This window comes from Variovorax glacialis, assembly GCF_051216375.1.
GTDB lineage: Bacteria > Pseudomonadota > Gammaproteobacteria > Burkholderiales > Burkholderiaceae_C > Variovorax.
Genome location: NZ_JBPJZT010000008.1, coordinates 36,879 through 54,865 on the forward strand (window position 1 = coordinate 36,879; position 17,987 = coordinate 54,865).

The window sequence follows — 17,987 nt, forward strand, 5'->3', positions numbered from 1 at the left end:
AGGGCCGGCCCCGTGCCGGACAATCCCGCGCCATGACACGCTACGAAGCCCTCGCCGCCGAGATCGCCGAATCCATACGGGCCGGCGTGCTCCATCCGGGCGACCGGCTTCCCTCCGTCCGACAGGCGCGCGCCAGCCGTGGGGTGAGTCCGTCCACCGTGTTCCAGGCCTACTACCTGCTGGAAGCGCAGGGACTCATCCGAGCGCGCGAACGCTCGGGCTACTACGTGGCGGACGGTGCGCGGCATTTGCCGCCCGAACCCGAAGCCGCATCGCAGCCGGAGGATGACGCGGTATCGCTCGACGTCAGCGAGCGCGTGTTCGAGATCCTCGAATCGTCGATGGTGCGCGACGTCGTGCCGCTGGGTTCGGCCTTTCCGAGTCCCCTGCTCTTTCCGCTCCAAAGGCTGGGCCGGTTCATGGCGTCGAGCGCGCAGGATCTTGATCCGTGGAGCACGGTGGACGATCTCACGCCCGGCAACGCGCGCCTTCGCCGGCAGATCGCGCTGCGTTACCTGGCCGACGGCATGCAGGTGCACACGGACGAGATCGTCGTCACCAACGGCGCGCTCGAAGCGCTGAACCTGTGCCTGTCGGCGGTGACGCGCCCCAGCGACGCGGTGCTGATCGAGTCCCCGACGTTCTACGCGGCCTTGCAGGCACTGGAGCGGCTGGGCCTGGAGGCGATCGAAGTGCCAACCCATCCGCGCGAAGGCATGGACCTCGATGCGCTCGAACGCGCGATCCGGCGGCATCGCCCCAAGGCCTGCTGGCTGATGACGAACTTCCAGAACCCGCTGGGCAGCCTGATGCCCGACGCGAAGAAGCAGGCGCTGGTCGAGCTTCTCACGCGCCACGATGTGCCGCTGATCGAGGACGATGTCTACGGCGAGCTGTATTTCGGCGACAAGCGCCCATTGCCGGCGAAGGCCTTCGACAGCGAAGGGATCGTCATGCACTGCTCATCGTTCTCGAAATGCCTGGCGCCCGGCTATCGGATCGGCTGGGCGGCACCTGGCCGCTTCGCCCGAGCGGTCGCGCGCGGAAAGCTGACAACCACGCTCGGCGCATCGGCGCCCGCGCAGGCTGCGCTTGCGGCCTATCTCGAAAAGGGCGGCTTCGACAAGCCCCTGCGCAAGCTGCGCCGCACGCTCGCGGAACAGCAGACGCGTCTGGCACAGGCCATCGCCGAGCACTTCCCGCCGGGCACTCGGGCCACGCGACCGGCCGGCGGCTACTTTCTCTGGGTCGAGATGCCGAAACAGGTCGACGCGCTGGCATTGCATCGGGAGGCGCTCTCGCAGGGCATCAGCATCGCGCCGGGGCCGATCTTCTCGGCCCAGCGCGGGTTCACGAACTGCGTGCGGCTGAACTACGGCCACGCGTGGGATGCGCGCAGCGAGGAGGCTGTGGCGACGCTGGGGCGTATTGCTACCAATGCGTGCCTGCGCGACCTTGCGTCCGAAGCCTCGTGATAGATTGCACGCCGGTGAGCGGCACGCGGTCGTGCGCCTGATCGAGCCACGAGTGAGAGGACGGAAATGCTACCCCGGCTGGCGAGGATTCTGAAGCGCGCTGCGCTGGTGATCGGCGTGGTCTTCGTCACCGCGATCGCGCTGCGAACCTACGACGTGCAGCGCGGTCCGCCGCTCGAGCTCTGGCACACGCTGGTGCCACATGAACTGTCCCGCGCCGAACTCGCCAAGGCCGATTGGGCCGGGTATCTCGCAGCCGAGGACAAGGCCTTCGCCGAAGTGCGCGCCGAGGTCACCGACAAGCTGCCGCCGGAGGCGCGCGTCCCGGGCAATCGCTATTTCGACGGCAGCCCGATCTATCCCGGGCGCTTCGTGCAGGACTGGAACCGCTCATACGTGCTTGAACCGCAAGGGCCGCCCCGCGGCGCCGTCGTCCTGCTGCATGGGCTGACCGACTCGCCTTTCAGCCTGCGCCATATCGCCACGCTCTACCGTGACCGCGGCTTCCTGGTCGTCGCGCCCCGCATGCCGGGGCACGGCACCGTGCCGGGCGCGCTGACGCGGGTGCAGTGGGAGGATTGGTCGGAGGCCACGCGCCTCGGTGTGAGGGAAGCGCGCCGCCGCGTCGCGGCGCCGCTGCCGTTGCACATCGTCGGCTTCTCCAACGGCGGCGCATTGGCAGTGAAGTTCGCGCTCGATGGCCTGGACGATCCGGGCCTTGCGCGGCCGGACCGCATCATCCTGATCGCGCCGATGATCGGCATCACCGAGCTTTCGCGATTCGCGGGTGTGTTCGGCTGGCCCGCGATCTTCCCGGCGTTCGCCAAGGCGGCGTGGCTGGGCATCGTGCCGGAGTTCAATCCCTTCAAGTACAACTCCTTCCCGGTCAACGGGGCCAGGCAGTCGTCGCTGCTCACGCGCGACTTGCGCTCCCACATCGCGCGCGAGCAGAGCGCAGGCCGCCTCGACAAGCTGCCGCCGATCCTGACCTTCCAGTCGCTGATCGATTTCACGGTGAGCACGCGCGCGATCGTGACCAACCTGTACGCACGGCTGCCGAACAACGGCAGCGAGCTGGTGCTGTTCGACATGAACCGCAGCATCAAGTTTGGTCCGCTCCTGCGGTCGGGGGGCGACTTGCGGCCGGAACGCGTGCTGCCGCCCGCGCCGCGGCAGTTCCGCTCGACGCTGATCACCAACTCGGGGCCGGACAGCCGCCAGGTCGTCGAGCGTGTGACGGAGGCCGGCGCCGTAATCGAGAAGACGCGGACCCTGGACCTGGAGTTTCCGCTGGAAGTGTTTTCACTGTCGCACCTCGCCCTGCCCTTTCCCGTCACCGATTCGCTCTACGGCATGCGGCCCGACATGAAGGAAGACTTCGGCGTGAACCTCGGCGCCCTGGCGGTTCGCGGGGAGCGCGGCGCGCTCATCGTCAGCCTCGACTCCCTGACGCGCCTTTCCTCCAATCCCTTCTTTCCGTACATGGCCGACCGGATCCTGCAGGTGATCCCGGACAAGTAGTCCCAAGCTTCGCGCGCAGATCAAGGAATACCGCGGAACCGGCTTGGCCGGTCCGCCGGTATTGCCCCCGGCAGGGGGTGGAGAGCGACACGAAGTGCGCGAGCCTGGGGGCGCGAGTCAAGTTCTAGTGCGCAAGGTGCTGCAAACGGCCGCGATGGCGGCGCAGCACGCGGCCAAGCCGAGCGCAATGACCTGGCCCTTTCCGTCGTGCGGAGCCCAGACGCTGAAGATCGCGGCCAGCAGCACCGCGCCCAGGGTCTGCCCCGTCAGCCGCGCCGTGCCCAGCATGCCGCTTGCGGCGCCGCTGCGATGCGGCGGGGGCGAGGTGACGATGGTGTGGTTGTTGGGCGACTGGAACAGGCCGAAGCCCATGCCGCACAGGGCCATGCGCCACACGATGTCGGCATTGCCCGGATGTGCGGGCAATGCAGCGAGCAACACCAGGCCGGTCGCGAGGAGCGCGAGGCCGATGCCACCCAGCAATCCGTCCGGATACCGGCCGATGAGGCGGCCGGCGATCGGCGCCATGACGACGATCGCCAGCGGCCATGCGGTGATCAGCAGGCCTGCCTCGAAGTGCGAGCGTCCATACGTCTCCAGTAGCAGGAAGGGCAGCGCGATGAAGGACAGCATCTGCGCACAGAAGGCACCGATCGACGTGCCCATCGAGAGCGCGAACACCGGAATGCGCAGCAGGTCGACCGGGAACAGGGGCAAGGTCAGCGCCCGTTGCCGCCGAATGTAGATGAAGCCGACGGCCACGCCGGCCAGCAGCAGCGCCCAGGCCCAGGGACTGGCGCCATGCCCTGCATCGCTGCGCACGCCCAGCCGGTCGGCGCCGATGAAGATCAGCGCGAACATCAGCACATTGAGCAGGACGTCGAACGCCGAGAAGCGCGAATCCGAGGAGGCCTTCACCTGGTTGGTCGGCAGTGCCCGCAGGCCTAGGACCAACACGAGCACTCCCAGCGGCACGTTGAGCGCGAAGAGCCAGGGCCATGAAGCCACCGACAGGATCGCCGCCGCCACCGTCGGGCCGGCGACCGATGCGGTCGCCACCACCATCGAGTTGATCGCCATGCCCCGGCCCAATTGCTCGCGCGGATAGATCAGCCGCACGAGCGCCGCGTTGACGCTCATGATCCCGGCGGCGCCGAGCCCTTGCAGCGCCCGTCCGGCGATCAGCATGCCGAGCGAGCCGGCGAAGGTCGCGATGAGCGACGCCGCCGCGAACAGCCCGATGCCCACCAGGTACACGCGCCGGTAGCCGATGAGATCCCCCAGCGAGGCCAGCGGCAGCAGCATGACCAGCGTGGCGATCTGGTAGGCGTTGACCACCCAGATCGCGTGCGATGCGTCCGCCTGGAGTTCGCGCGCGATGCCGGGCAGCGCGAGGTTGACGATCGTGCCGTCGAGCACCGCCACGGCGATGCCGAGGATGATGACCAGCATCGCGTGCCAGCGTTGCGGCTGCGGCAGTCCTTCAATGACGACGGATGCGGAGCCCGGCGTCGCGGCCATGTCAGCCCGCAGCATAGGCCGTCCGCTTCCGCCCGCCGAGCGTGAACCACGTGAGCACGACGGCGATGAGCGCACCGGCCGCCATGCCGGCGACCATGGGCAGCGGCTTGCCGTTCGTGAATGCGCCGACCACCGCCATCATCACCGAGCCGGTGAGCATCTGCAGTGTGCCGAGCAGGGCCGAGGCCGTACCGGCGATGGCGCCGTGCTTCTCGAGCGCGAGCACCGAGGTGGTCGGGATCACGAAGCCCATCAGGCCGCTGGCGATGAAGTACAGCACGATGAGCACGGCCAGTCGGTCGCCGCCGCTCAGGAAGTAGGCGAACATGGCCGTCATGACGACCCCGCAGGCGCTGACGCCGGCCTTGACCACGCGCACGATGCCGAAGCGCTCGCACAGGTGTCCGTTGAGCTGCGCGGCGCCGAAGAAGGCCGCTGCGTTGACGCCGAAGGCGATGCTGTAGACAGTGGGCGACAGGCCGTAGTGGTCGATCATCACGAAGGACGAATTCGCGAGATAGGTGAAGAAGCCCGCCATCGCGAACGCGCCGATGAACACGAGGCCGAGGTAGTGCGTGTCGCGCAGCAGCACGCCGTAGGCCTTGAGCGCGCTGCCCAGGCTGCTCTCGACGCGCTCTTCCGCAGGCCGCGTTTCCTTCAGCACGGCAGCGACTGTCGCCAGCCCGATTACGGCCGCGACCATCACTGCCCAGAACACCCCGCGCCAGCCCGTGAAGGCGATGACCGCGCTGCCGACCAGCGGCGCCAGGATTGGCGACACGCTGAACACCAGCATCAGCAGGGACATCAGGCGCGCGGCGTCGTTGCCCGTGTGCAGATCACGCACCACCGCACGCGGAATCGCCATGCCTGCCGCCGCGCCCAGGCCCTGCACGAAGCGCAGCGCGATCAGCGTCTGGATGTCGGTCGCCAGCGCGCAGCCGATGCTGGCCAGCGCGAACAGTCCGAGCCCGAAGAACAGCGGCGGCCTGCGCCCCACCATGTCCGACACGGGGCCATAGAGCAACTGGCCCACGCCGAGCGCGATGAAGAAAACCGTGAGGCTCATCTGCACGGGGCCGATGCCGGCGCCCAGGCTGCTGCCGATCTCGGGCAAGGCGGGAAGGTACATGTCGATCGCGAACGGGCCAATGGCCGACAACAGGCCCAGCACGATCGCGATCCGGAAGAAGCGCGAGGATGTCATTCACCCGATTGTCGCCAAGGCGGCAATGGGCCGCCGGCAGCGCGATGTGTCGCGCTGTGCTAGCCGATCAGAAAAGCGGCGCGGTGTCGCTGTCCGGCCGGGCGCCTTCGATCGCGAGCATGCGCAGCTTCGCGGCCATGCCGCCCGGTGCGGAGAAACCGCCCCACTTGCCGCCGGCCGCGAGCACGCGGTGGCACGGCACGACCGGCGCGAAGGGGTTGAGGCCGAGCGCTTGCCCCACGGCGCGGGCCAGGCCCTTGTCGCCGAGTTCGGCTGCGATGTCGCCGTAGGTGCGGGTCCGGCCGGGTGGGATGCGGCGCGCGATGGCGTAGACGCGCCGATGGAAGTCGCTGACGCCTTCGAGGTCGAGTTCGATCTCCGCGAGGTCCAGTGGCTCGCCCTCCAGCAAGGCGCGAATCGCCGAAATCGACTGAGCTACTTCCGGCGGTGGATCGGCCTCCCACATATGCGGAAACTGACGCGCCATGCGGGCCCGCATGACGCCCTCTTCCGCCTCGGGCAAATGCACGCCCACGATGCCGCGTGGACCCCATGCGATGCTGCACACGCCGATGGGCGTGTCGAACAAGGCGTAGCCGGCCTGGCTCATGGAAGGGCCAGCGCGTCAGGCCGCGCAGGGCGGCGTCTGGTTGGCGTTCAACGCCGAGATGCTGCCGGCAATGGCATCGGCCAATTTCGAAGTCACGCGCTGCGCACCCTGCGCCAAAGCGTCGAACCCGCTGCCGACCGGCTCGGAGATCGACAACTGGCATCCGGTCGGCAAGCCTTCGTCGGTCTTTCGGACGGTCCACGTGAAGCTGGCATCGACGCGGCTGCCTTCCACGGCGTCGAACTGCCCCATCTGCACGGCGATGCGGGTCACCGGCTGGCCGCGTTGCCGTCCGGACTGGGTGACATCGACCGCGCCCAGCCGGCTGGCGATGCCGCTGCCCAGCGCATCCCGCAGCTCGAACTCGAAGGAGGACGACCAGCGATGGTCTTCGAGGATGTCGACCGCCGGACTCTCCGGCGCGGCCCTCTTGCGGACCACCATCTGTGGCCGTGCGAAGCGTTCGGGCATGGCGATCGGCGCGAACTCGATGTAGATCGGCATCGTGCCGGCGGCAGGCACCCCGGGCGCGCGCGCGGGCGCCTTGGTCTCGGCCAGGCTGTAGTACTGCGGGCCGGTGTTGCTGGCGCACCCTGCCAGCAACCAGCCCGCACCGAAGATGGCTGCCGCAAGGCGGAAGTTCGTCATTCTCATTTCTGCTTGTCCTCCGGCTTGCCGCGGATGAGGGATTCTGGATGGCGCTCCAGGTAGTCGGTCAGGATGCGCAGCGACGCCGCCGCGCGCGTGACCTCCTGCAGGGTCTGGCGCATGTCCTGCTGCAGCGGCGAATCGGTGGCGATCGTCTTCTCCGCGGAACTGAGCGTGCGGCGCACGTCCTTCATGGCGGCGGCCATCTCCGGCGTCACGTCGTTGTTCAGGCTCTTCGCGAGCTGTTCGGTCGACACCAGCGTCTTGTTGAGCGTGCCCAGCGTCTTTCGCAGGTCGGTGCTGATCTCGTCGAAGGGCACCTTGTTGAGCTTGCGCGCGATGTCGGCGACCTGGGACTGGAGTTCGTCGAGGCTGTTGGGCGTCGTCGGCAGTTCGAGCGGGGTCCGGCCCGGGTCGATCTTCGCGGGCTTGGCCTCGGGGAAGAAATCGATGGCCACATACACCTGCCCGGTCAGCAGATTGCCCGTGCGCAGTTGCGCGCGCAGGCCCTTGCTGACGAGGAATTGCCACCGCTCCAGCGTGGAATAGCGCGATTCGGTCGGCATGCCGCCCGCCACCCTGCGCCGCATCCGGTCGGGATAGATCTGCACGAGCACCGGCATCTTGAATTCACGTTCGTCGCGATCGAATTCGACGCCGATCGACTTGACCTCCCCGATCACGACGCCCCGGAAGTCGACCGCCGCCCCGGGCGACAGGCCACGCAGCGACTGGTTGAAGTACAGGAGCATCGTCTGCGAAGGACCATCGGGCTCCTTCATGGCGCCGGCCTCGTCCGCCGCGAGGGCGAAGACGGCGTTTTCCTGCGCCACCGGCCCTGTCACGTCGTCGGGCGACTGGAAGGCGATGCCGCCGAGCAGCACGCTCACCAGCGACTGCGTACGCACCTTCACGCCGCCGGCATTCAGCTCCACGTCGACGCCGCTGGCATGCCAGAAGCGTGTGTTGAGGCCGACGAACTTGGTGTAAGGCGCATTGATGAAGACGCGGAGCGTCACGCCCCGCCCGTCGCCGTCGAGCTCGTACGCCGCGACCTGGCCCACCTTGATCCGGCGGAAGTACACCGGCGAGCCGATGTCCAGCGAGCCGACATCGCGGGCGTGCAGGAGAAACTGCCGTCCCGAGTCATCGCGCGTGACGATGGGCGGCGCCTCCAGCCCGGTGAATTCGCCTGCTGTTTCCTCGGAGATCCCCGCATCGGCGCCGATGTACGCCCCTGAAAGCAAGGTGCCCAGCCCCGAAATGCCCGAGGTGTCGAGCCGCGGACGCACCACCCAGAAGCGCGTGTCCTTCGCGGTGAAGGCGCTGGCTTCCTTCTTGAGCTGCACCAGCACCCGGACGTGGGAGCGGTCGTGCGCCAGTCGGATGCTCTGCACCGTGCCGATCTGCACGTCCTTGTACTTGACCGCCGTCTTGCCGGCCTCGAGCCCCTCCGCGGTCCTGAAAGTCAGCACGATCTCCGGGCCCCGTTCCATCAGGATGCGGGCGACCAGCGTCACGCCGACCAGCGCCGCCACGATGGGGATCACCCAGATCAGCGATGGCAGCCAGTTGCGCCGCCTCACGACCTTGGGCCGGGTCAATGGAGGGGGGGCGGATCCCTTGTCTTCGTCGCTCATACGGTACTTTCACCTTGCTTCATGCCGTCCGGCCGTTTCTTCTTTTTCATTCGGGCTCGCGTGTCCCACGTCAGTCGCGGATCGAAACTCAGCGAGGCCAGCATGGTCAGCACCACGACCGCACCGAAGGCGGCGATGCCGACCCCGGCGGTGATCTCGGCAAAGCCGTGGATGCGGACCAGGCCGGCCAGCAGCGCCACCACGAACACGTCGAGCATCGACCACCGCCCGATCACTTCGAGCATGCGATAGAGCTTGGCGCGCTCCAGCTGGCGCCAGTCGCTGCCGCGCTGTGCGGTGTAGTTCAGGAGCGTGAGCGCGCTCAGCTTGAACAGCGGCACCAGGAAGCTCGCGACGAAGATGAGCGCCGCCAGCCCGTAGGCGCCGGACACCCAGAAATAGATGACCCCGCTCAGGATGGTGTCCTGCTGCGTGCCGAAGAGGCTCTTGGTGATCATCACCGGCAGCATGTTGGCCGGCAGGTAGAGGATGGCCGCGGCGATGAGGTAGGCCCAGGTGCGGTTGAAGCTGTCGGGCTTGCGGGTATGCAGCGTCGTGGCGCAGCGCTCGCAGTTCGCGCCCTCCTCGGCATCCTTCCACACGGAGCCGCAGTGATGGCAACTCATGAGCCTGAGCTGCTTGCCCGTCTCGGTCGATGGCGTGGCGTTGTCGGTCATGGGTTCTGCCCGGGTCGCGGCTCGAAGGCCATTTCCCAGAAGGTCTTGGGATTGAAGGACAGCACCGCCGTCAGCAACACCGTGAGCGCGCCGAAGGCCCAGAGCGCCGGGCCCGGGATGACCTGCGCCATGCTGCCCAGCTTGATGATCGCCACCAGCACCCCAAGCAGGAAAACCTCCACCATGCCCCAGGGCCGCAATGCCTGCAGCGCCTTTACCAGGATCGCGAACCCGGCCGGCCGACGCTCGTAGGCCATGGGCACGAGCAGGTAGAACAGGATGCAGAGCTGCATCAGCGGAAAAAGGATGGTCGTCGCCAGCACGAGCAGCGCGACGGGCGACATGCCTTCGGAACTGAGCGCGATCACGGCGCCGGCCAGCGTGGTCTGGCTGGTCAGTCCCTGGAGTTCGATCTCGACGATCGGGAACAGGTTGGCGATGGCGAACAGGATCAGGCTGGCGACCGTGAGAGGCAGCACGCGCGCACTCTGGTCGCCCGGATGCCGGTCGAGCTCGGTCCCGCAGCGCGGACAGTGCGCGACTTCGCGCCGGCGCAGCGGCACGCGGCGGTAGATGGCATCGCAACCTTCGCAGAGGATGGCGTCAGGGACTTCTGTCATGGCTTGGGTCGTCCATTGTCGGCGACGTGGGTCACCAGGAAGTCAAGCAAGGCCCGCACCCGCGCCGGTAGTCGCCCGGCCTTGCCCAGGTACACCGCGTGGATGGGCGCCTGGTCGCCCGGGTTGAACTCCTCCAGCACCGGCACCAGCCGTCCCGCGTCGATGTCGGACTGGACGTGGTACAGCGACATCCGGGCCAGCCCGACGCCCGCCAGGATCAGCGCGCGCAGCGTCTCGCCGTCGCCGCAGCGCACATTGCCGGCGATGGGCATGTCGAACACCCGGCCGTCGACGCGCAGCGGCCAGTCCGGTCCGCTGCGGCGGTAGTTGAATCCGAGCCGGTTGTGCGCTTCCAGCTCCTCCGGTGTGCGGGGGGTTCCGAAGCGTTGCAGGTAGTCGGACGAGCCGACGATCGCCTGCCCGGTCGCGCCGAGGCGGCGTGCGACGAGGTCCGATGGCGGCAATTCGCCCCAGCGGATGGCAACGTCCGTACGCTCTTCCATCAGGTCGACCACGCGGTCGGTCAGAACGATGTCCAGCGTCACCTGCGGATGCAGTTCCAGAAAGCGCGGCACGAGGGGAATCAGCACATGCTGGCCGAAGGGAACGCTGGCGTTGATGCTCACGCGGCCGCGCGGCATGGCCCCTGCGGCGGCGCAGCGCTCGGCCTCGTCCATGTCGGCCAGCACGCGCACGCTGCGCTCGTAGAACTGGCGCCCTTCGGGGGTGAGTTGCAGCTTGCGGGTCGATCGGTGCACGAGCTGGGTTGCCAGGCGCGCTTCCAGCCGGCCGATCAGTTTGCTGATGGCCGACGGGGTCATGCCCAGGATCCGGGCACCGGCCGAGAAACTGCCCCGGTCCACCACCTGGACGAAGGCTTCCATTTCGCCGGATCGGTTGACCTCGATGCGGGGCATGTCGTGCTCGCCTATTTCCAGTCGGCGTTGCCGAGGATCACGCGCAGATCGGCCAGCCGTGAAAAGTCGCGATCGTGCGTCACCAGCGCCACCGCGCCGATCTCCAGCGCCGTCGCCGCCTGAAGCGCATCGGGGAGCCGGAGGCCGGTGCTCGCTCGAAGGCGGGCGGCGGTCACCGCAACCTCCTGCGTGACAGGCACCACGTCGAAGCCGGACAAGGCTTTCTCATACCGCTTGGCGAGGACGTCCTGCCGATGCCTGAAAGGTCCTGCGAGCACCTCCGCCATCGCGATGGTGGAGATCGCGATCTGGATCACCCCCTGCGCATGCAACTCGAACACGCCTTCGAAGGCCGGGGCAAAGTCCGGATGGTCGTCGAGCAGGTAGATGAGCGGAGCCGAATCGACGACGACGAGATCGCCGTCGTGCAGCCCACCCCATAGCGATGTCGACTTGGCCGTCTTGCGAGCCCGCGGCTTGCGCACGGTTCTCCCGGAAGGAACACCGGCCATCTCAGCCCTCACAGCGCATGAAACGACCCGAGCCGACGCCAGAGACCCCGCGGGACCGGCTTCGCCGGCCCGCCGGGGTTGCCCCCGGAAGGGGGTGGGCGGCCACACGAAGTGGGCAAGCCTGGGGGTGAGCTCATTCCCACTCAGCGCGAGCGTCGTCGATCGTCTGCGCAGGCGTTTCGCCCCAAAGGCCCCTTCCGGTGCCTCGCAAGCTGAGAAAACGCGGGCCTGTTCGCCCTTTGAGAAGAACGTCTGAAGAGACGATGGCGGCATAAGGCTTGCCGTGCCGCGTGAGCAGGCTCGGCTCCCCGGCATGGGCGCGTGATGCGAGCAGAGGCAGCGTATTGCGGCCCTGCTCCAGGCCGACGGTGTGCAAGGTCATGGCGATAATTTCCGTACAGACCGTACATCTTAGATGAATCCCGCGATTCAGTCCCGGCCCGGTCATTGTTGACTTGAAGTCACCAATCCTGGTCGCGAGCGCATCCTAGTCAAAGAGGGCTTGCGCCCGCAAAGTCGGGACATCATGCCCATCGCTCTACTCGCCCTCACCGCCGGTGCCTTCGGGATCGGCACCACCGAGTTCGTCATCATGGGCCTGCTGCTGCAGGTCTCGACGGATCTTCATGTCTCCATCGCGGCCGCCGGCCTGCTGATCTCGGGCTACGCGCTCGGGGTCGCGGTCGGCGCGCCGGTGCTCACCATCGCCACGCGCAGGATTCCGCGCAAGACGGTGCTGCTCGCGCTGATGGCGATCTTCACGCTCGGCAACATCGCCTGTGCGCTCGCCGCCAACTACGAGATGCTGATGGCGGCGCGCGTCGTCACGTCGCTCGCCCATGGGACCTTCTTCGGCGTCGGCTCGGTCGTCGCCACGGGCCTCGTGCCACCGGAGCGCCGGGCATCGGCCATCGCGGTCATGTTCACCGGCCTCACCGCGGCCACGCTGCTCGGCGTGCCGGCGGGCGCCTGGCTGGGCCTGCACTACGGCTGGCGCGCGACCTTCTGGGCGGTGGCGCTGATCGGCGTGGTCGCCTTCACGGTGCTGGCGGTGTTCGTGCCGCGCGGCAAGGCCGACGAGCGGCCATCCCCGCTGCGCGACGAACTCGCCGTGCTGGCGCGCCCGCAGGTGCTGCTGGGGCTCGCCATGACGGTGCTCGGCTTCGCGGGTCTGTTCGTGGTGTTCACCTACATCCAGCCGCTGCTTACCCGGGTCACCGGTGTGTCCGAAGCGGCCGTGTCGCCGATCCTGCTGCTCTTCGGCGGCGGTCTGGCCGTGGGCAACCTGCTGGGCGGCAAGCTGGCCGATCGTTCGCTGATGCCGGCCTTGCTCGGCACGCTGGCGGCGCTGGCCGTGGTGCTCGGCGCGATGCAGTGGGTGATCCATACGCCCGTGACGGCAGTCGTCTTCGTGGTGCTGCTGGGGATCGCGTCCTTCGCGACCGTGGCGCCGCTGCAGTTGCGGGTGCTGGAGAAGGCCGCCGGCGCGGGCCAGAACCTGGCCTCCAGCCTCAACATCGCGGCCTTCAATCTCGGCAACGCGCTCGGCGCGTGGGTCGGCGGCGTGGTGATCGAGCGTGGCCCGGGCCTCGCTGCGCTCGGCTGGGTCGCCGGCTTGCTCACGCTGGTCGGTCTCGCGATCGCGCTCTGGAGCCGCGCGCTCGACCGGCGCGACATCCTGCCCGCGCCCGCGGCGGCCAGCGCCTGAACACTGCGCCTCGAAACCCCAATCACTCTCAAGGGACGACCATGGAACAACGCTATCTCGGCAACTCCGGCTTCAAGGTGCCGGCCCTCGGTTTCGGCGCCGGCACCTTCGGCGGCGAAGGGCCTCTCTTCAGTGCCTGGGGCAACACGGACGTCGCAGGCGCCCGCCGCATCATCGACATCTGCCTCGACGCGGGCGTCAATCTCTTCGATACAGCCGATGTCTATTCGAGCGGCGCCTCCGAATCGATCCTCGGCGCGGCCGTCGAAGGCCGGCGCGACAAGGTCATTCTCTCGACCAAGGTCTCGCTGCGCGCAGGCGACGGCCCGAACGACGTCGGCTCCTCGCGCCATCACCTCGTCAAGGCGACCGATGCCGCGCTGAAGCGCCTTGGCACGGACTACATCGACCTGCTGCAGTTGCACGCCTTCGACGCGATGACGCCGGTCGAACAGGTGCTGCGCACGCTCGACGACCTGGTGCGTGCAGGCAAGGTGCGCTACATCGGCGCATCGAACTTCTCGGGATGGCAGTTGATGAAGTCGCTTGCCGCGTCTGACCGGCTGGGCTTGTCGCGCTATGTGGCGAACCAGACCTACTACTCGCTCATCGGCCGCGACTACGAGTATGAGCTGATGCCGCTCGGCATCGACCAAGGCGTCGGCGCGATCGTGTGGAGTCCGCTCGGCTGGGGCCGCCTGACCGGCAAGGTCCGCCGGGGACAGCCCTTGCCCGCGGGCAGCCGCCTGCGCGACACGGCCGGGTTCGCGCCACCGGTCGAGGACGACCGTCTCTACCGCGTGGTGGACGCCATGGACCGGGTGGCCGAGGAAACGGGCAAGACGCTGCCGCAGATCGCATTGAACTGGCTGCTGCAGCGTCCCACCGTGTCGAGCGTGCTGATCGGCGCACGCGACGAAGCGCAGCTGAAGCAGAACCTCGGCGCACTCGGCTGGCAACTCACGACGGAGCAAGTCGCGAGACTCGATGCTGCCAGCGCCGTGACACCGCCCTACCCCTACTACCCCTACTGGAACGGCCAGTTCGCGGAACGCAGCCCGGCGCCGGTGCCTACCGGCACGCCCTGACCTACGGGCTAAGACACCAGTTCGACCTTCCACCGGCCGGCGGCGATCGGCTCGACGAGGAAGAACGGCAGGTCGGCCCGCCAGCGCCGACCCCGAACCGGTGCGCTGTACGTGCACACCGCCTCGCCCCGCTCGTCCAGCACGGTCCAGGTCTGCCGCTCCCCGTCGGCCTTGTCGCTCGAACCCTGGATTCCCTGGTAGCTGGCGTTGCTGCCGACATGGAATTTCGAAGTGCCCCACCGGATCGGCGGATGCGCCGGAAACGGACGCGCACCATGAAAGCCGAAGACCTCGTCGTGGTTCAGCACGCTCTGGCGCAAGGTCGGCCACACGCGTTCGCGCAGGAAGATCTGGTCGGCGAAGCGGGTGACGTCGCTTTGCTTCGCCAGCCAGTGCTGCATCAGGGGCTTCAGCGGCGGCAGCACGCCCCGGCACCCGCCCCACAGGCCGGCGAGAACCAGTTCGGTGTGGGTGAAGTAGTCGCGGATGTGATGAAACCAGAACGGGCTCGCGATCCATTCGGCCACCGCCGCCTGCTCGCGCTCTGAAAGCAGCGAGTCCGCATCCCGGATCAGGAAGCGTGACACGCCCGGGTCGTCGGCAACGAGGAAGCGCCACATCAATGGGTGGACGCCATCGCGCGCCTGGCCCGACATGTCCACGACCTGCGCGCCCGCACCTCGCAAACGACGCTGGATTTCCGCCGGAACCGTGTCGTCGAGGTAGACCCTGCAGCGCCAGGCCGGGAACAGGTTGAACGCGACCTCGACGTTCTTCACCGCCGGCTCGCAGTAGCGCGGGCTGTCGCCAAACAGGGTGTAGGCGATGACGTTCCGATCGGGACGGTCGGCCTCGAAGACCGGCGGGGCGGTTGCCGGAATGGGATTTGCCGGCCCCTGCCCGAGTCGTGCATCGGCCTGCTCGAGCGACGCCGCGCCGAAGCGCCGCGCATCTTCAGGTCGATCGAGCCAACCACAGACCTCCGCCAGGCCATCCAACCAGGTCTGACCCGGCAGCACGCGGCCTTCGTTGGCCTTGTAGACGCGAAGGTAGACCTCGTACGCCTCATCGAAGCGCTTCTGCCGCATCAGGCTCAATGCGTAGTCGCCCATCACGCCAAGATTGTTCGGCTGCATCTTCAACGCGGCCTCGGCCGCATCGCCGGCGGCGGCGTAGTCCGCACGCGCCATCGCCTCGGAGAATCGCTGCGCATGCATCTGGAACTGGCGCGCCAGTTGCGCCGACGGGCCTCGCGCCGGCGCCCGCCGCACGCTCTTCTTGATGCTCATGACGCTCCCTTTTCGCTGCCCGGACGAAGCGGGCCAAAAAGCGATTCATCTTAGGGAGCAGCGATCGGGCGGCAATTCCGTCAAATTGATTCGGGAAGCTTCCTTGACTTGCCGAGACCGTTCAATCCTCAGAGTTCGACCAGGGTCTCGAAGCCACCCCAGAACATCCGCTTGCCGTCGAAGGGCATGTTGTTGATGTCCATCATCTCGTTGAGGCGGGGATCGCTCATGACCTTGGCATTGACCTCATCGCGATGGGCGCGCGAGTTGAAGACGATGTATGCGAAGACGACGGTCTCGTCGTCCTTCAGGTTCACGCTCTGCGGAAAGGACGTGAGCTCGCCGGACTTCACGTCGTCGGCAACACATTCGCGGTATTCGAGCGCACCATGCTCGCGCCAGACCTTGCCGGCCTTGGTCGCGATCTCGCGGTATTTCTCGACATTGCTCTTGGGGAGCGGGAGCACGAATCCATCGACGTAGGCCATGACGGGATCTCCTTGGGGGGTTGGGTTGACGGCACGGAACCGTGAAGTTCAGTGTAGGCAGCCCTGCCCCCCGGCCCAACCATGCCCCTGCCGGCCGGCGCGGGAATTACGAGCGCAGCTGCGCGCGCAGGTTCGCGCCGATCTCCGGCCGCTCCAGGAAAGGATCGGCGGGATTGGTGATCGAGACGATGTTCTCCATGCGGCTCTTCACGTTGCCCAGCGCCTTGGGGTGGCTGAACACATAGAACTGGTTCGCACTGATCGCTTCGAAGACCTTGTGTGCGACCTCGGCGGCCGTCACCTTGCCGCTGCTCACGGCCTTGTTGCTCATGGCCTGGCCGATCAGTTGGCTCTTGGTGAGTTCGCCGGTCGGCAGCGAGCCCGGCCGGTTGCGCTCGCTCTGCGTGATGCCGGTCGGCACGAAGTACGGGCACAGCAGGCTGGCGCCGACCTGATCGGTGACCAGCTTCAGGTCCTGGTAGAGCGTCTCGGTCAGGCTGACGACCGCCGCCTTGGCCGTGTTGTAGATGCCCATGTTGGGCGGCGTCAGCAGGCCTGCCATGCTGGCGGTATTGACGATGTGACCGCGGTAGGCCGGGTCCTTGGCGGCGGCTTCCAGCATCATCGGCGTGAACAGGCGCACGCCGTGGACCACGCCCCACAGGTCGACGCCGAGCACCCATTCCCAGTCGGCGACGGTGTTCTCCCACACGAGGCCGCCCGCGCCCACGCCGGCATTGTTGAAGACGAAATGCGGCGCGCCGAAACGGGCCTTCACGTCTTTCGCGAGCGCTTCCATCTGCGCGGCATTGGCCACGTCGACCTTGCGCGCGAGCACTTGCGCGCCGGCGGCTTCCATCTCTGCCTGCGCCTTGTCGAGCGCGTCCTGTTGCACGTCGACCAGCACGAGGTTCATGCCGCGCGCCGCACCGATGCGCGCGCATTCGAGGCCGAAGCCGGATCCTGCACCGGTCAAAACGGCTGTCGTGCCCTTGAAGTCCTGAATCATTTGCGCGTGTCCTTTCGTCTCTGTTCTGCGGAGACGCTATTGAATGACGGAATGGCGAAAGACGCAGTCGCGAAGGTGCCCGCGCAGCGGCGGTGCATCAGCTTTCGACGGTTTTGAGGACGTAGCCGATCCGCGGAAAGTGCACGTTCACCGTGCCGATGCGGTCGCCCGTGCGGCGCAACGTGTAGTGCGTCCGTGAGGCGGCAATCAGTTCGCCTTCCGTCGGCTCGGGGCCGAAGCTTTCGGCCGCGATCGTGACGCGCGAGCCGAGCGCGATGCCGTGCTCGTCCTGGAAGGTGCTGTCCGAGAGCAAGGTGTGCGGTTCCGAGGCGGCCGCCACCTCGATGGCCTGCGCGGCGTCGAAGGTTTCCATGGTGCCGTGGCCGATGCCGGCCATGCGGTCCAGCCAGTCGCCCACGGCTGGCGTGAGCTGCAGGATGCCGGCCATCGACGGCGTGCGCTTGCGGGTGAACCACAGCGGGTGGTAGCTGGCGAAGTCCGCCACGGTCGGGTAGGCGCCCAGCAGGTAGTCGGTGTCGTCCAGCATGTCGGGCAGGCGCCGCAGGTAGGACTTGTAGGCCGCTGCGGCATCGCCGGGGCGCAGCCGGACCATGTTCGTGCTCATCGCCTTGCGATCGTCGCCGAAGGCCTTGGCGAGTTCGGGCGGCGCCTTGCCGAAGACGTCCGCCGCGCCCTTGCCGCTGAAGCTGTAGGCCATCGAGGCCCAGAACAGCGAGGTGTCGGCCCACTGGGCGACCAGGCGGGAGAGCCCCTTGCCCGGCTCCGGGTAGACCGACGGCGTCGGCGCCAGGTGCTCCAGCACATCGCAGATGAGCGCCGTGTCGCAATAGATGTCAGCGCCGATCTGCAGCACGGGCGTCTTGCGGTAGCCGCCCGTGAGCGTCAGGAGCTCGGGCTTGGGCATGATCTGCGGAATGATCACCGACTTCCAGGCGAGCTTCTTGTAGCCCAGGATCAGACGGATCTTTTCGGAGAAGGGCGAAGTCGCGTAGTGGTGGAGGATCAGGTCTGCCATGGAAGTCCTTGGTGAGGTCGG

Annotated in this window: 18 protein-coding genes; 4 read left to right on the top strand and 14 right to left on the bottom strand. The window is 67.5% G+C overall.

Translation table 11 applies throughout. From position 1 onward, the window contains the following. Positions 1-32: 32 nt before the first annotated feature. Positions 33-1,475, top strand: a complete 1,443-nt coding sequence (locus ACSFBL_RS21205; protein ID WP_435517795.1) for an aminotransferase-like domain-containing protein — start codon at positions 33-35, stop codon at positions 1,473-1,475. 66 nt (positions 1,476-1,541) lie between these two features. Beyond that, positions 1,542-2,996 (top strand): alpha/beta hydrolase, encoded by a 1,455-nt coding sequence (locus tag ACSFBL_RS21210; RefSeq protein ID WP_435517796.1) that lies wholly within the window; start codon positions 1,542-1,544, stop codon positions 2,994-2,996. Positions 2,997-3,113: 117 nt separating this feature from the next. Here the strand turns inward: ACSFBL_RS21210 and ACSFBL_RS21215 are convergent, their stop codons facing one another. The 10 genes from ACSFBL_RS21215 to ACSFBL_RS21260 form a co-directional block, all read right to left on the bottom strand. Continuing rightward, positions 3,114-4,517: an MFS transporter gene (locus tag ACSFBL_RS21215; protein WP_435518119.1), complete on the bottom strand. Its 1,404-nt coding sequence runs from the start codon at positions 4,515-4,517 to the stop codon at positions 3,114-3,116. Position 4,518: 1 nt separating this feature from the next. Next, positions 4,519-5,724 (bottom strand): multidrug effflux MFS transporter, encoded by a 1,206-nt coding sequence (locus ACSFBL_RS21220; protein WP_435517797.1) that lies wholly within the window; start codon positions 5,722-5,724, stop codon positions 4,519-4,521. 67 nt (positions 5,725-5,791) lie between these two features. Then, complete coding sequence (locus ACSFBL_RS21225) at positions 5,792-6,334, bottom strand: methylated-DNA--[protein]-cysteine S-methyltransferase (protein WP_435517798.1); 543 nt, start codon at positions 6,332-6,334, stop codon at positions 5,792-5,794. A gap of 15 nt (positions 6,335-6,349) precedes the next feature. After that, complete coding sequence (locus tag ACSFBL_RS21230) at positions 6,350-6,982, bottom strand: PqiC family protein (RefSeq protein ID WP_435517799.1); 633 nt, start codon at positions 6,980-6,982, stop codon at positions 6,350-6,352. A gap of 2 nt (positions 6,983-6,984) precedes the next feature. Further along, positions 6,985-8,622, bottom strand: a complete 1,638-nt coding sequence (locus ACSFBL_RS21235) for a PqiB family protein (protein WP_435517800.1) — start codon at positions 8,620-8,622, stop codon at positions 6,985-6,987. Continuing rightward, positions 8,619-9,299: a paraquat-inducible protein A gene (locus ACSFBL_RS21240; protein WP_435517801.1), complete on the bottom strand. Its 681-nt coding sequence runs from the start codon at positions 9,297-9,299 to the stop codon at positions 8,619-8,621. Before ACSFBL_RS21240 ends, ACSFBL_RS21235 begins: the two co-directional genes overlap by 4 nt. After that, the gene (locus tag ACSFBL_RS21245; RefSeq protein ID WP_435517802.1) at positions 9,296-9,919 is read right to left on the bottom strand and encodes a paraquat-inducible protein A; all 624 of its coding nucleotides are present in this window, start codon (positions 9,917-9,919) and stop codon (positions 9,296-9,298) included. Before ACSFBL_RS21245 ends, ACSFBL_RS21240 begins: the two co-directional genes overlap by 4 nt. Continuing rightward, positions 9,916-10,836 carry a LysR substrate-binding domain-containing protein gene (locus ACSFBL_RS21250; protein WP_435517803.1) on the bottom strand — a complete coding sequence of 307 codons (921 nt, stop codon included), beginning with the start codon at positions 10,834-10,836 and terminating at the stop codon, positions 9,916-9,918. Before ACSFBL_RS21250 ends, ACSFBL_RS21245 begins: the two co-directional genes overlap by 4 nt. Positions 10,837-10,847: 11 nt before the next feature. After that, the gene (locus ACSFBL_RS21255) at positions 10,848-11,321 is read right to left on the bottom strand and encodes a type II toxin-antitoxin system VapC family toxin (RefSeq protein ID WP_435517804.1); all 474 of its coding nucleotides are present in this window, start codon (positions 11,319-11,321) and stop codon (positions 10,848-10,850) included. Positions 11,322-11,481: 160 nt separating this feature from the next. Then, a complete protein-coding gene (locus tag ACSFBL_RS21260; RefSeq protein WP_435517805.1) occupies positions 11,482-11,730 on the bottom strand; it encodes a type II toxin-antitoxin system Phd/YefM family antitoxin in 249 nt (82 codons plus the stop codon). A 144-nt stretch (positions 11,731-11,874) separates the two neighbouring features. Between ACSFBL_RS21260 and ACSFBL_RS21265 the strand changes: the two genes are divergently transcribed. Both ACSFBL_RS21265 and ACSFBL_RS21270 read left to right on the top strand, forming a co-directional pair. Then, complete coding sequence (locus ACSFBL_RS21265) at positions 11,875-13,056, top strand: MFS transporter (protein ID WP_435517806.1); 1,182 nt, start codon at positions 11,875-11,877, stop codon at positions 13,054-13,056. 41 nt (positions 13,057-13,097) lie between these two features. Further along, positions 13,098-14,144 (top strand): aldo/keto reductase, encoded by a 1,047-nt coding sequence (locus tag ACSFBL_RS21270; RefSeq protein ID WP_435517807.1) that lies wholly within the window; start codon positions 13,098-13,100, stop codon positions 14,142-14,144. A gap of 8 nt (positions 14,145-14,152) precedes the next feature. On the opposite strand, the gene ACSFBL_RS21275 is transcribed toward ACSFBL_RS21270, so the two are convergent. From ACSFBL_RS21275 to ACSFBL_RS21290, 4 genes are all read right to left on the bottom strand, one after another. Further along, on the bottom strand, positions 14,153-15,433 hold the full coding sequence (locus ACSFBL_RS21275) for a tetratricopeptide repeat protein (protein WP_435517808.1): 1,281 nt from the start codon (positions 15,431-15,433) through the stop codon (positions 14,153-14,155). Positions 15,434-15,561: 128 nt separating this feature from the next. Then, positions 15,562-15,921: a DUF1428 domain-containing protein gene (locus ACSFBL_RS21280; protein WP_435517809.1), complete on the bottom strand. Its 360-nt coding sequence runs from the start codon at positions 15,919-15,921 to the stop codon at positions 15,562-15,564. A 106-nt stretch (positions 15,922-16,027) separates the two neighbouring features. After that, positions 16,028-16,930 carry an SDR family oxidoreductase gene (locus ACSFBL_RS21285; protein ID WP_435517810.1) on the bottom strand — a complete coding sequence of 301 codons (903 nt, stop codon included), beginning with the start codon at positions 16,928-16,930 and terminating at the stop codon, positions 16,028-16,030. A 97-nt stretch (positions 16,931-17,027) separates the two neighbouring features. Next, positions 17,028-17,966: a glutathione S-transferase family protein gene (locus tag ACSFBL_RS21290; RefSeq protein WP_435517811.1), complete on the bottom strand. Its 939-nt coding sequence runs from the start codon at positions 17,964-17,966 to the stop codon at positions 17,028-17,030. Positions 17,967-17,987 lie beyond the last annotated feature (21 nt).

What these genes read in the sequence shown, in the direction of transcription:
- ACSFBL_RS21235 (WP_435517800.1), bottom strand. Translation starts at nt 8,622, where the DNA reads ATGAGCGACGAAGACAAGGGATCCGCCCCCCCTCCATTGACCCGGCCC.
- ACSFBL_RS21220 (WP_435517797.1), bottom strand. Translation starts at nt 5,724, where the DNA reads ATGACATCCTCGCGCTTCTTCCGGATCGCGATCGTGCTGGGCCTGTTG.
- ACSFBL_RS21215 (WP_435518119.1), bottom strand. Translation starts at nt 4,517, where the DNA reads ATGGCCGCGACGCCGGGCTCCGCATCCGTCGTCATTGAAGGACTGCCG.
- ACSFBL_RS21250 (WP_435517803.1), bottom strand. Translation starts at nt 10,836, where the DNA reads ATGCCCCGCATCGAGGTCAACCGATCCGGCGAAATGGAAGCCTTCGTC.
- ACSFBL_RS21275 (WP_435517808.1), bottom strand. Translation starts at nt 15,433, where the DNA reads ATGAGCATCAAGAAGAGCGTGCGGCGGGCGCCGGCGCGAGGCCCGTCG.
- ACSFBL_RS21230 (WP_435517799.1), bottom strand. Translation starts at nt 6,982, where the DNA reads ATGACGAACTTCCGCCTTGCGGCAGCCATCTTCGGTGCGGGCTGGTTG.
- ACSFBL_RS21290 (WP_435517811.1), bottom strand. Translation starts at nt 17,966, where the DNA reads ATGGCAGACCTGATCCTCCACCACTACGCGACTTCGCCCTTCTCCGAA.
- ACSFBL_RS21240 (WP_435517801.1), bottom strand. Translation starts at nt 9,299, where the DNA reads ATGACCGACAACGCCACGCCATCGACCGAGACGGGCAAGCAGCTCAGG.
- ACSFBL_RS21270 (WP_435517807.1), top strand. Translation starts at nt 13,098, where the DNA reads ATGGAACAACGCTATCTCGGCAACTCCGGCTTCAAGGTGCCGGCCCTC.
- ACSFBL_RS21280 (WP_435517809.1), bottom strand. Translation starts at nt 15,921, where the DNA reads ATGGCCTACGTCGATGGATTCGTGCTCCCGCTCCCCAAGAGCAATGTC.
- ACSFBL_RS21265 (WP_435517806.1), top strand. Translation starts at nt 11,875, where the DNA reads ATGCCCATCGCTCTACTCGCCCTCACCGCCGGTGCCTTCGGGATCGGC.
- ACSFBL_RS21285 (WP_435517810.1), bottom strand. Translation starts at nt 16,930, where the DNA reads ATGATTCAGGACTTCAAGGGCACGACAGCCGTTTTGACCGGTGCAGGA.
- ACSFBL_RS21225 (WP_435517798.1), bottom strand. Translation starts at nt 6,334, where the DNA reads ATGAGCCAGGCCGGCTACGCCTTGTTCGACACGCCCATCGGCGTGTGC.
- ACSFBL_RS21260 (WP_435517805.1), bottom strand. Translation starts at nt 11,730, where the DNA reads ATGACCTTGCACACCGTCGGCCTGGAGCAGGGCCGCAATACGCTGCCT.
- ACSFBL_RS21245 (WP_435517802.1), bottom strand. Translation starts at nt 9,919, where the DNA reads ATGACAGAAGTCCCTGACGCCATCCTCTGCGAAGGTTGCGATGCCATC.
- ACSFBL_RS21205 (WP_435517795.1), top strand. Translation starts at nt 33, where the DNA reads ATGACACGCTACGAAGCCCTCGCCGCCGAGATCGCCGAATCCATACGG.
- ACSFBL_RS21210 (WP_435517796.1), top strand. Translation starts at nt 1,542, where the DNA reads ATGCTACCCCGGCTGGCGAGGATTCTGAAGCGCGCTGCGCTGGTGATC.